At 45.0% G+C, this 13,004-nt stretch carries 12 protein-coding genes; 11 read left to right on the top strand and 1 reads right to left on the bottom strand.

The genetic code is table 11. The features are described 5' to 3' along the window. Nucleotides 1-162: 162 nt before the first annotated feature. Nucleotides 163-1,077 carry a DUF2279 domain-containing protein gene (locus Q0081_RS19410; protein ID WP_298357131.1) on the top strand — a complete coding sequence of 305 codons (915 nt, stop codon included), beginning with the start codon at nt 163-165 and terminating at the stop codon, nt 1,075-1,077. A 19-nt stretch (nt 1,078-1,096) separates the two neighbouring features. On the opposite strand, the gene Q0081_RS19415 is transcribed toward Q0081_RS19410, so the two are convergent. After that, nucleotides 1,097-1,645, bottom strand: a complete 549-nt coding sequence (locus Q0081_RS19415; protein WP_298357134.1) for a Uma2 family endonuclease — start codon at nt 1,643-1,645, stop codon at nt 1,097-1,099. A 322-nt stretch (nt 1,646-1,967) separates the two neighbouring features. Here Q0081_RS19415 and Q0081_RS19420 point away from each other — a divergent pair, with 322 nt between their 5' ends. From Q0081_RS19420 to Q0081_RS19465, 10 genes are all read left to right on the top strand, one after another. Further along, nucleotides 1,968-4,523 (top strand): TonB-dependent receptor domain-containing protein, encoded by a 2,556-nt coding sequence (locus Q0081_RS19420; RefSeq protein WP_298357137.1) that lies wholly within the window; start codon nt 1,968-1,970, stop codon nt 4,521-4,523. 30 nt (nt 4,524-4,553) lie between these two features. Beyond that, nucleotides 4,554-6,068, top strand: coding sequence for a DUF2271 domain-containing protein (locus Q0081_RS19425; protein ID WP_298357140.1), 1,515 nt, complete (start codon nt 4,554-4,556; stop codon nt 6,066-6,068). Then, complete coding sequence (locus tag Q0081_RS19430; RefSeq protein ID WP_298357143.1) at nt 6,010-6,690, top strand: PepSY-associated TM helix domain-containing protein; 681 nt, start codon at nt 6,010-6,012, stop codon at nt 6,688-6,690. Before Q0081_RS19425 ends, Q0081_RS19430 begins: the two co-directional genes overlap by 59 nt. Before the next feature lie 52 nt (nt 6,691-6,742). Continuing rightward, nucleotides 6,743-7,351 carry a YceI family protein gene (locus Q0081_RS19435; RefSeq protein WP_298357147.1) on the top strand — a complete coding sequence of 203 codons (609 nt, stop codon included), beginning with the start codon at nt 6,743-6,745 and terminating at the stop codon, nt 7,349-7,351. Between the two features lie 137 nt (nt 7,352-7,488). Then, the gene (locus Q0081_RS19440) at nt 7,489-9,192 is read left to right on the top strand and encodes an AMP-binding protein (RefSeq protein WP_298357150.1); all 1,704 of its coding nucleotides are present in this window, start codon (nt 7,489-7,491) and stop codon (nt 9,190-9,192) included. A 186-nt stretch (nt 9,193-9,378) separates the two neighbouring features. Then, nucleotides 9,379-9,900: a (2Fe-2S)-binding protein gene (locus Q0081_RS19445; RefSeq protein ID WP_298357153.1), complete on the top strand. Its 522-nt coding sequence runs from the start codon at nt 9,379-9,381 to the stop codon at nt 9,898-9,900. A gap of 35 nt (nt 9,901-9,935) precedes the next feature. After that, nucleotides 9,936-10,379, top strand: a complete 444-nt coding sequence (locus Q0081_RS19450; protein ID WP_298357156.1) for a thioredoxin family protein — start codon at nt 9,936-9,938, stop codon at nt 10,377-10,379. Nucleotides 10,380-10,525: 146 nt separating this feature from the next. Next, nucleotides 10,526-11,419 carry an FAD:protein FMN transferase gene (locus tag Q0081_RS19455; protein ID WP_298357159.1) on the top strand — a complete coding sequence of 298 codons (894 nt, stop codon included), beginning with the start codon at nt 10,526-10,528 and terminating at the stop codon, nt 11,417-11,419. A gap of 15 nt (nt 11,420-11,434) precedes the next feature. Continuing rightward, nucleotides 11,435-11,644 (top strand): DUF4266 domain-containing protein, encoded by a 210-nt coding sequence (locus Q0081_RS19460; protein WP_298357166.1) that lies wholly within the window; start codon nt 11,435-11,437, stop codon nt 11,642-11,644. A 91-nt stretch (nt 11,645-11,735) separates the two neighbouring features. After that, a complete protein-coding gene (locus Q0081_RS19465) occupies nt 11,736-12,944 on the top strand; it encodes a DUF3570 domain-containing protein (protein WP_298357163.1) in 1,209 nt (402 codons plus the stop codon). The last annotated feature ends 60 nt before the right edge of the window (nt 12,945-13,004 follow it).

The following is a 13,004-nucleotide window of genomic DNA, read 5'->3' on the forward strand; positions in this document are numbered from 1 at the left end:
CGGCTGGTCAGAAAGTCGCTATCCTTTTCCAAATTGGACAAGTGGCACAACTTGGCGATTGGTTGGTGCTTTTGGCAATTCAACTTGGAGAGGCAGCATTACATTTGATACACCGCCTAGGGAAACCAAAAAATCCATAGCTTTAGACCTCATTCTTAGCCCATGAAATCACTAATCACTTTATTGTTGCTTATACTTATAGGTAGATTTGGCTTCGCCCAAACGGATTCTACATCACAAACTACTGCACCCACTTTTCACAAAGGTCGCTTTGCCGCCGTAGTAGCTACCGAAGCCGCTTTGTACGCCGGAACAATGTCCTATTTGAATTTCATTTGGTACAAAGGGGTACAAAGAGTGCCTTTTGAGTTTTATGCTGATGGCAAAGGATATTTACAAGTGGATAAGTTTGGCCATGCGTATGGCTCTTATTTGGAAAGTTATATTGGGTATCGCGCGATGCGGTGGTCGGGCGCTTCCAAAAAGAAGGCGTTAGTGTATGGCGGGACATTGGGTTTCTTTTTACAGTCACCCATCGAAATCATCGACGGATTTTATGAAGGATGGGGCTTTTCATGGACCGACATGGTCGCCAATGCCGTGGGGAGTTCGTTGGTGATTGGGCAGGAATTACTTTTCGATGAGCAAATTATGAAGTACAAATTCAGTTTTCGTCGCTCACCCTACTCCAAACAGGCCAATGGGTATTTAGGAACGACATTTGCGGGACAAATCTTGCAGGATTACAATGCCCATACCTATTGGTTCAGTATTGGCTTAAACCGCATCATCCGGTCAGAGCGAATTCCTGATTGGCTCAATGTGGCGGTAGGCTACGGCGCCAATGGGATGTTTGGTGAGTTTGAAAATATCAAGCGCTGGGGCAATGTCGTGATTCCGCCCACGCAGCGCTACCGTCAATTTTTGTTTTCTTTGGACATTGACTGGACCAAAATCAAGACAAAGAACCGATTCCTGAATCAGGTCTTCCAAAGTATGTTTATGATCAAACTTCCCTTCCCCGCCCTCGAAATTAACACCAAAAACGGATTTCGGGTCTATGGAATCTATTATTGAGACAGACAGTAATAATCTGTTATTCTTCTTTAAAAAGAGTATCTACGCTAATTTCAAATTCGGGAAGAACGGGTTTAGCGGAGCAAACATCGAACTCAATACATATCTTTACGTCCCTACGGGAAGTATATACATAGACAGCTTCCAATTCAGGATAGATATTCCATACTACTTTTACCCCTGCCTTAAAATACTCTACTATCTTTTCCTCCACCTTATACGATTGGTCACTTTCCGAAATCACTTCAATCACAAATTCAGGAATGACGTCTTCACCTTTACGACCGCGCTGTACCTGCTCACGAGTGAAATAAGCAATATCCGGGCGTCGCATCTGAATACCGGTAAGCATTACATCTGGTTCAGCAATGAGCGTTGCGTTTTTCTTATATCCCTTCTCAATAAATAAATCAAGAAGCACATCATAAATGTAATATTGTCGCTTTTTCATTCCCGTAAATTTAATCAACTCGCCATCGTTCCATTCGTATTTATAGCCATCGTTGGATTCCCAAACCAAGAATTCTTCTAATGTACGTGGCAATGCCTCTTTCTGTACCTGTATCATGGTCTTAAATGTTTGTTCAAAAATACGATTTTAATCGTTTATCACAAATACAAAATCGCCCTCCTTATTCTCGAAATGAACACCAAAAACGGATTCAGAGTCTATGGAATCTACTATTGAGTCCATCAATCCCCAAAATTTACCGATAGAATCCAAATTGTACTCTACCGATACTCTTTAAAAGGTGTTTATGTAACAAATAAGCCAACAATCGGGTAAAAAGAGGCAATTATCGGTATTCAATCCGGTTCAATCTATTGTATTTTTTTGTGAATCAAAGTAGCTGTTACTTTGTATCATCAAAACGCACAAAGAAATACAGATGAAAACTATTATTACTTCCGTCATTTTCGCATTGGGTATTACAGCCGCTCATGCACAGTTTCCGGGTGGTGGTCCCGGCGGCCCGGGCGGTATGCAGGGGGGCGACGGCAACGGTCGCAACCGGAATACCAACACGCAACAGCCTACCTTAAATCTTGAAAGCACTGCTCCTAAAGGAAATTCAAAAATCACCGGTTTTGTGATTGATTCGGCCGCAACCAAAGCCATTGAATTTGCCAATATCGCTCTTTACAGTAAAGCCACAGGAAAACCGATAGATGGTACCATGGCCGATGAAAAAGGCAAATTTACCCTCAAAAGCATTGCCGCAGGGGATTACAAATTGATGATTTCATTTATCGGTTTCAAAGATAAAACCATCGATAACATTAAACTTACCAAAGGTCAGGAATTGGACTTGGGAGTTGTCAAAATGAGTCCCGACATCAGAACGCTGGACGAAGTAGTGGTAACGGGCGAGAAATCACTCATCGAAGAAAAAGTAGATAGATTGGTATATAACGCCGAAAAAGACTTGAGTGCCCGCGGTGGCGATGCCTCCGATGTCCTCAAAAAAGTACCGATGCTGTCGGTAGATTTAGACGGGAACGTATCACTTCGCGGCAGTCAAAACATCCGGGTGCTGATCAACAACAAACCTTCTACCATCGTAGCCAGCAGCATTGCCGATGCTTTGAAAATGATTCCGGCCGATTTAATCAAATCAGTGGAAGTAATCACTTCACCCTCTGCCAAATATGACGCAGAAGGCTCCGCAGGGATTATCAATATCATTACCAAAAAATCAACGCTCCAGGGACTTACCCTCAGCGCCGATGCCGGTGTAGGTGCCCGTGGTTCCAACCTTAGCTTGAACGGGAACTACCGTCAGGGTAAATTAGGAATTACGTTGGGAGGTTTCGGTCGTATGTTCTATAATAAAGCAGCCACCACGTTAGACCAAACCACGCTTCAAAACGGCGTGTCGTTATTGACAAAACAAGCGACAAGTGCTTACGACAACGGTTTGTTTGGACGCTACAACATTGGATTTGATTATGAACTGGCTAAAAACCAATCGTTGACCGCCGGAATTAGCTTCGGAACCCGCAACATGATTCGGACGCAGGATATGACCAGTAATTTGTTTAAAAACAATGCACTGAGTTCTACCACCTACCGCGACGTAACTACCAAAGATTTGTCCAACAACGTGGACATGAACCTGGACTATATCCGTACCTTTAAAGTTCCCGGCAGAGAGTGGTCTATTTCAACCCAATACAGCCGCAACAACCTGACCAACAACTTCAACGCTGATTTGTTGAGCGAAAGCAACAGCTTATTGAGCCGTCAGAAAAACTTAAACGCTAACCTGAACCAAGAAGCCACGCTTCAAACGGATTATCAGACTCCTATCAAGAAAAACCAGATGCTGGAGTTTGGTGCAAAAACCATCATCCGTCAGGTAAACAGCGATTATAGCTACCAAGTAGCAGGCGCTACCGGGGCATTTGCCGCTGATGCCCGCAACCCGGTCGGAAGTTTGAATTACAACCAAAACATTGTAGCAGGGTATTTATCGTATACCTACTCAACCGCTAATAAATATACGTTCAAAGCAGGGTCACGTTACGAATACACGACCATTGACGCCAAAGACCAAATCGGCAAAATTTCAATCCCAAGCTACGGTGTACTTGTACCAAGCATCAACGTATCGAAAAGCATTAAGGCCGGAACTACATTGAAAGCTGCTTACAACCGTCGTATTCAACGTCCGGGTCTGCAACAGTTGAACCCCAACTACAACGCAGCTAACCCTTTCAATATCAGCATCGGAAATCCAAACCTGAAGCCTGAAATGACCAACAACTTTGAATTGAGCTTGAGCACCAGCATTAAGAAAACCTACTTGAATGCTTCGGTTTTCACTCGCTCTACCAACAACAGCATTACTCGTTTGAGCGCTCCTTCCGATACCCTTGCGGGAGCTATCATTACTACCTTCCAAAACATTGGTAAACAACAGGTAATGGGAGCCAACGTTTTCGCCAATGTGTATCTTACTCCAAAATGGACATTGAACGGTGGTGTTGACTTGTACTACAACTACTTAGAAGGTAAAGTACAGGGATTCGACGGAACGTCTATCAGCGCCAGCAACTCAGGTTGGGTAATCGGCGGACGTATCATGTCAAGTCTCGCATTGAACAAAGGTTGGGCCATGCAGTTGCACGGTGGAATGCGCGGAAACCAAGTGACGCTCCAGGGTACACAGGGAAGTTTCTACATGTACTCGTTCGGAATCAAGAAAGACCTTCCCAACAAAAAAGGAAGTTTCGGATTGGCAACGGAGAACTTCTTGGGCGGCATGAAAATGAAATCAACCTCGATTTCGCCGGTATTGAACCAAACCATGGTTAACAATATCTACAACCAAAATATAAAGTTGACCTTCAGTTACAAAATCGGAAAAATGACCTTTGTGGCTCCTAAGAAAACCAAAGGTGTGAAAAACGATGACGTAAAAGAAGGCGGAGATAACAACTAATCTTACCCGATTTTCAAAAAATTCCTGACCATGAAAGCATTACAACTTGGGTTAGCTTCCGTAGCACTTGCGTTGCCCGGCCCTTCCCAATCCATTTCCGACTCTCAAGGACTGTTTATTTCACACCTTGAAAACATTTTGGGAACGTCGTTTGACTTAAAAATAATAGCCCATTCTTACGCAGTGGCTCGGCAAACAGAAAAGACCATTTTAAGTGAAATAGAACGTCTGAATGCAATTCTGAGCAGTTATCTTCCCACCGGCGAATTCAATCGCTGGTGGGATTCCACTGAACAGGCTATTCCGGTTTCCAACGACCTTTGGGCCGTTTTGAATGAATTTTCAATTTGGCAGCAAAAAACAAACGGCACCATAAATGCCGCTGCCGAAGCTGTCAACCGTCTTTGGAAACAAGCCGCCGAAGCCCAAACGCTTCCCACCGAAACCGAGCGACTTGCTGTCGTAGAGGCCGTCAATCAACCTCACTGGACCCTTGACCCTATTCACCAAACAGCAACGCGGCTCAGCCAAACGCCTTTGCGACTCCATACATTCGCCAAAAGCTACATTTTGGATCGTGCGGCAGAAGTAGCCATGAAGCATCCCGAAGTGGATGCTGTCGTTTTAAATATCGGAGGCGATTTGGTCATCAAAGGAAATTGGACAGAAACGGTAGCCATTGCCAATCCTAAAACAGACGCAGAAAATGCAACTCCTTTGGCTTGGCTGACCGCACAAAATAAAGCCGTTGCTACGAGTGGCAATTACCGCCGGGGAGTACAGGTGGACAATCAGTGGTACTCACACATTGTGGATCCGCGCACGGGAATGCCCGCTCAGGAGGTCATCAGCGCCACGGTTATCCATTCGGATGCCACCACCGCAGGAGCACTCGCCACGGCATTTAATGTACTTACCCCTGATGAAAGTGTGAAATTGGCCGCTACGTTTCCAGGCACGGATTATCTCATCGTTACCAAAGAGGGTAAATCCATTGCGAGTCCCGATTGGAACCGCTCATCAACCCCTCCCACGGCCAACAATTCCGTAAAAACGGCTCAAATTTTATCTTTATCGAGTAATAAAGACAAAAATTGGAATCAAAATCAGGAGTTAATTATTTCGTTTGAACTCAGTCAGTTCGACGGGCGCTACCATCGCCCTTTTGTGGGCGTATGGATTGAAGACGAAAACCACGTTCCCGTTCGTCAATTGGCTATTTGGTACAACAAACCCCGTTGGCTTCCCGAATTACGGTCTTGGTACGCGATGCAGCGCAACATAGGATTAGATGTCGCTTCCATTGCGAGCGCAACTCGCTCCGCCGGCTCCTACTCACTCGTTTGGGATGGAAAAGACGATAAGGGGCAATTTGTAAAACAGGGCAAATACACCATCAATATAGAAGCGGCCCGCGAACACGGTACGTACCAGTTGATACGGCAGGAAATGGACTTTAACGGCGAACCTAAAAATCAAACCCTAAATGGAAGCACCGAAATCGCAACAGCGGCCTTGGAATACCGTGACAAAGGAACCAAGTGAGCCCATCCGTAAGCAGTCATCTGCCGGAACTTCTTTTTGGCAACGTCAGATGCCGGCCTTGGCGCGGTGGCTTCATTTGTACCTTTCCATGTTCAGCTTCGCGTTGGTGCTGTTTTTTGCCGTAACGGGGCTTACCCTCAACCATGCAGATTGGTTTTCCGACGCTTCTCGAACAACCGATTATAAAGGCAAGCTCACTGCCAGTTGGGTGAGTGTAGACGATACCTCGAAAGTAAATAAATTGGCGGTTGTTGAGTACTTGCGGGCAACCCATCAACTCAAAGGAACCGTGGATGATTTTCGCATTGATGCCGCAGAGTGTTCTGTTTCTTTTAGAGGGCCAGGATACACGGCCGATGCCTTCATTAATCGCCAAACGGGCACTTATCAAATCACTGAAACCCGCATGGGGTTGGTAGCCATCATCAACGACCTCCACAAAGGCCGTGATACCGGTAAAGGATGGTCATTGGTCATTGATGCTTCCGCCATTTTTATGACGTTAGTATCGGTAACCGGACTCCTACTGCTGCTCTTTTTGAAAAAACGTAGAACAAGCGGCCTACTATGGTCGTTGATAGGACTTGCCGTCTGTGCCGTTTTATATGTGGCATTATTTTAGCTAAAAATTCATTAGTACCATTTTTAACCCAAACACAAACCATTCCAACACAATGAAAACAGTTAAATCTATTCTGGTCGTGGCCTTAGCCGCATTGTCATTTGTAGCAGTAGCCAAGCCGGGCAAAAAAGCGCCCCAAACCCTGAAAGTAGACGCAAGTGCCAGTACATTCAATTGGTTAGCTAAAAAATTGACCGGTGAACACAACGGAACCGTTAAGATCCAAAGTGGAAATTTGGTAACTGACGGCGGAAAACTGACAGGTGGCGATTTTACAGTTGATTTTAGCACCATCAAAGATTTGGATATTCAGGGCGATTTTGCAGGAAAACTCGAAACGCACTTAAAATCAGCCGATTTCTTTGACGTAGCTCAGTTTCCTACTTCTACCCTTAAAATCACCAAAGCGGTAGCCAAAGGAGGAGAAAATTATGACCTTACGGGCAATTTGACCATCCGCGGAATTACCCAAAGCATTACTTTTCCCGCTATCGTGAAAGTTACGGGCAAAACAGCTTCTGCTTCCGCTAAATTCGACATCGACAGAACAAAGTTCGGTTTAACCTACCGTTCAAAAGCATTTTTTGAAAATATCGGCGACAAAATGATTTACGACAACTTTACCGTAGACGTAAAAATCGTAGCAAGTGCGCCGATGTAAAAAAGAAAGTAGATAGATAAAGTGAATAAGTCATGAGGTGGGCCGATGCCCGCCTTATGCTTTTTTATACAGCTCAACTTCCGCCCTTTTATTCCTCATTTTTTGGTGATAATTTTAGAAGCCAAAAATCTAAAACCATGTCACCTACCCTTAGCTACGTTAGCGGAACAAGTTCCCAACCTTTACTCGGTACCACTATTGGCGATTTATTTGATGACATTGCCGCCCGTTTTCCCCACAACGACGCCCTCATCGTCCATCATCAGAATATTCGTTTTACCTACCGACAATTCCATGCAGTTGTGCACCAATGTGCGAAAGCGCTTGTTGCCTTAGGCATCCGAAAAGGCGAGCGGATAGGTATCTGGTCGCCCAATCGCTACGAGTGGGCGGTGATTCAATTTGCAACAGCCAAAGTGGGTGCTATCTTAGTCAATATCAATCCGAGTTATCGTTTACATGAGTTGGAATACTGCCTCAATCAATCGGGATGCAGCGTATTGGTGATTGCCGATCAATTCAAAGCTTCCAACTTTACAGAAATGATGTTTGCCCTGACTCCCGAGTTGGTCAGCTGTGCTAAAGGCAAGCTTCGTACCGAAAAAGTGAGACAATTGCATACCATCATTCGGATGGGAACCGATGAAAAACCCGGGATGTGGCGTTGGGATGATTTTATGCAGGAAGCAGAAAAAACAACGGATGAGGCATTAGCAAAACGCCAAAAAGCGTTGACCTTTGACGAACCCATCAATATTCAATATACGAGCGGAACCACGGGTTTTCCGAAAGGAGCCACGCTGAGCCACCATAACATCCTGAACAACGGCTATTTTGTAGCCGAAATCATGAATTTTACCGACCGTGACCGTCTTGTCATTCCCGTACCTTTGTATCACTGTTTTGGCATGGTAATGGGAAATTTGGGGTGCATTACCCACGGCGCTACCATCATTTACCCAAGCGAAGGATTTGAGCCGGCAGCCGTTTTAAAGGCCGTAGAAACCGAAAAAGCAACCGCGATTTTTGGCGTGCCTACCATGTTTATTGCCGAGTTGGATTTGCCTGACTTTGAAAAACACGACCTTACCAGCCTGCGAACAGGCATTATGGCGGGTTCGCCCTGTCCCATTGAAGTGATGAAAAAAGTGCAAAGTCTAATGCACGTATCGGAAATGGAAATTGCGTATGGCATGACCGAAACCAGCCCGGTCAGCACCCAAACGCGGGTAGGTACTCCGTTGGAAAAACAAGTAAGTACGGTGGGGCAGGTGCATCCGCATTTGGAAGTAAAAATCATTGATCCCGAAACGGGACTTGTGGTATCTCGGGGCCAACCAGGCGAGTTTTGCACGCGAGGATACAGCGTAATGCTTGGGTACTGGAACAATGAAAAAGCCACGCACCTTGCCATTGACAACGCCCGTTGGATGCACACCGGCGACCTTGCTACGATGGACGATGAAGGTTACTTAAAAATAGTGGGGCGCATCAAAGACCTGATCATTCGGGGTGGTGAAAATATTTATCCCCGCGAAGTGGAAGAATTTTTATATACCCATCCAAAAATCAGCGATGTGCAGGTAATCGGTGTTCCGGATGCAAAATATGTGGAAGCTGTGATGGCTTGGGTACGATTGAAAGAAGGCGAAAAATTAACCTTAGAAGAACTGAAAGCCTTCTGCCACGGTCAGATTGCCCCGTACAAAATCCCTCAATATGTGCACATTACCGATAGTTTCCCTATGACAGTAACGGGTAAAATCCGCAAAGTGGAAATGCGCGAAATTAGCATCCGAGAGCTGGGTTTGGAAGAAGCCGAGAAAATAAAAACGGCGTAAACCGGTTCATTGCAACTTCCTGCAAAAAGAAAAACATCCCTATCCTTCAAATCGTCATCAAGACTTTCTGAATGCCGTTTTATTTTGAAAACATCTAAATTAATTATAATTGCGTTATATCCCGCAACGAGTTAATAACTTGGTGCGTAATAAAGCAGATAACCTAAAAAACAGTAGTTTACTCCGATGACGCGATACGAGTTTTTGAAATCAATGGGATTTAAGGGCGCTGCTTTAATGGCCCTGATGACCTCCTGCATCAGAGAAGAGGATACGTATATCAACGCGTTGACCGAAAAAGCAATTGCAAGCACTCCTGTTACTCCAACTCCTCCTGTTGCAACAACACCGGGAACAGGAACTGGCACAACAACGGGGAATGGAACGGATTTAAGTACGATTAAAAATCGCTTGTTAACTCTTGATTTAACTACGGCAGCCAATGCCGCTTTATTGTCAGCAGGAGGTTATGTGGCAGTAAGCGGAATCGTAGTGGCACAGGTAAGTGCGGGCGTACATGTGGCAGCTACCCAAACATGCAGTCATAAACCCCGAAACAGAATTATTTTCAACCGAACCGAATTTTATTGTACTGACCACGGAGCACGCTTTGACCTGTCCGGAAATGGATTAAACAGCTTAGGAAGCCGAGGAATTGCAGTGTATAAGGTAGCTACCGACGGCAAAACACTCGTAGTATACAGTTAATTGTTTCATTTTTTACTCCAAATTTCAATACCACCGTGAAACTGATCATCTCATTATTTATCAGCAGTTTTTTGTTTGCTGCTCCGCAATGGGGCAATGATTTTGACAAGGCCAAAGCCGACGCCGCTCAAAACCACAAATATATTTTGCTTAACTTTTGTGGCTCAGATTGGTGCGGACCTTGTATCAAACTGAAAAAAGACATTTTCGAATCAGCGGACTTTGCACAATATGCCAATGACAATTTGGTGTTGGTACGAGCCGACTTTCCGCGTTTGAAGAAAAATCAATTGGATGCCCGGCAAACTGCCCACAATGAAGCCTTAGCCGAAAAATACAACAATCAGGGTAAGTTTCCGCTGACGGTTCTGATAGATTCCAATGGAAAAGTAGTGAAGGAATGGGAGGGCTATCCTGCTTCCATGAGTACTTTGGGACTAATCCATGAAATTGCCAATTCGATTGATTCCCGAAAATAAGACCTTATACTGATTCAATTCTAAGGCCTCCTATTTTTAGTTCAACAATTCTTTGTATATCAGTATTTTATAAATTGGAAATTGAAAATCGCACATCGGAAATAGTATCAGCTTTGGAACCCCTGCATAAAAGAGTGCTTCGACTCATGGGGAACCGCTTTGAAATCAGCGTGGTATCTGAGGAGGAAGAATGGGCAGAAGCAAGAATAGACGACGCTGTGGCGGAGATTCAGCGCATCGAAGCACTCTTTACTACGTTCAAAGACAATAGCCAAACCAATCAAATCAACGCACACGCCGGGATATGCCCGGTCAAAGTAGACCGTGAAGTGTTTGATTTGATTCAGCGTTCTCTCCGAATTTCAGAACTGACGCAGGGAGCCTTTGACATTACATACGGTTCCATTGATAAAAGTCTATGGAACTTTGATACCCACATGACTGCCCTCCCCGACCGCGAAACGGCTCGCCGCATGGTTCGTTTAATCAATTATCGAAACGTTATTTTGGACGAGAACGAGCACAGTGTTTTCCTGAAAGAGAAAGGAATGCGGATAGGGTTTGGCGGAATTGGGAAAGGCTACGCCGCCGAAATGGCGAAACGGTTATTGATTCAAAAAGGAGTAACAAGCGGTATCGTAAACGCCTCGGGTGATTTGACCACTTGGGGAAACCAACCCAACGGGCAACCATGGACGATAGGAATTGCCGACCCAAACACCAAAAACCAGCCGTTTTCTTACCTGAATATCAGTAATGTAGCCGTAGCTACGTCGGGCAACTACGAAAAATTTGCGCTGATAAACGGTAAAAAATACGCACATACCATTGACCCTAAAACAGGATTGCCAGTATCGGGAATCAAAAGTGTAACTATCATTTGTCCCAATGCCGAAATTGCCGATGCCATGGCCACTCCCGTAACGGTCATGGGTGTACGAGTAGGTTTAGATTTGATTAACCAAATGCAGGGAATGGCCTGTATTATCATTGATGATTACGACCGTGTGTTTACCTCAAAAAATATTAAAATCAGTTAAGACATGAAAAATAGAATGGCAAAAGGATTAATACTCTTTTCTGTAGTAGCCAGCTTATCCTCTTGTGTGACCGTCAAAGAATACCAAAAAAGTCGCATTAATGACTCTGAAATGGAACTTTCGGCGCGAAAATCCGAGAAGTTTGAGCAGAGTTTCTACCTCTACCGCGAAGGCGCTTCGGGTGCTAATGGTGGTAAAAGTGGCGGTGGCTGCGGCTGTAATTAAAATATTCTAACGCCGGCGTGCAATGCAACGTCGGCGAGGTTTTGAACCTTGCCGACGTTGCGCGCCGACCTTGTAAAAATAGACTCCCTAAATGAAAAAAATCATAGTGACCGTTGGACTGTTGGCAGGTTTGCTGAAAGGTGCTCACGCCCAAACCACCAACGAAAAAGAAACCTACCAGAAACGTAAGCTCAAGCTTGAAGAAGTAAATTTACTATCCAGTTACTATGGGCAGGACGGCAATAACTCAGCGGTTACGGGCGGAATCGGGACGGAAAAATTGGGCGATTTTGCCAATTCAATTGATTTAAAATTATCCTTTATTGACCGAAAAAGCCGCCAACACAACATTAATGCCGATTTCAACATTGACTATTATACATCGGCCTCCTCCGACAACATTGACCCGCTAACGGTTTCGTCTGCTTCAAAAAGCGACACCCACGTCTATCCGTCGTTGTCGTGGAGCATGAAAGACGATGCTACGCATACCACACGAGGAATAAGCTATTCGTACTCCACCGAATACGATTATCATTCCAACGGCATCAACTTCAATTATTCAAAATCTTCCAAAGACAACAACCGCGAATTCAGTCTCAAAGCAGGGGCTTTTTTTGATATGTGGACGGCTATTTTACCCGCTGAACTGCGACCAGCTGGATATGGTTCCGCCGCAGAAGACGACCGTGACCCCGTTGCCCATAAACCGCGTAATTCCTATAATTTAGCTCTGTCGCTTTCTCAGATAGTGAACAAGCGACTACAGGTTCTTTTTACCGTAGAACCGGCGTTTCAACAGGGATTATTGAGTACGCCCTATCACCGCGTTTATTTTACCGATGGTTCACATACGGTAGAAAAACTCCCCGGTTCGCGCTTTAAATTGCCCATTGGAGCAAGGGTAAGTTATTTTCTCGGCGACCGCCTTATTTTACGCGGCTTTTACCGTTTCTACGCTGACAATTGGGGCATGATTGCTCACACGCTCAATTTTGAGGCCTCTTACAAACTGACTCCTTTTGTTTCAGTCAGTCCTTTTTATCGGTTCAATGACCAAACGGCAGTGCGCTATTTTAAAGCCTACGGAAAACACAACCCAACCGCGAAATACTACACCAGCGATTACGACATTTCAGGATTTACGAGTCATTTCATAGGAGCTGGCATCCGTCTCGCGCCTCCGGGCGGCCTTTTCGGTATCAAACACTGGAACGCCGTCGAGCTCCGCTACGGGCACTACCTCCGCACCACCGGTATGGTAGGCAATAGCGTGACATTGGCCATGAAATTGAAGTAGCATTTTTAGGTTTCCATAGTTCCGACCCGGCTCAAGCGTTTGAGTCGGGTTTATTTTTAG

Source organism: Runella sp., from assembly GCF_027484545.1.
GTDB lineage: Bacteria > Bacteroidota > Bacteroidia > Cytophagales > Spirosomataceae > Runella.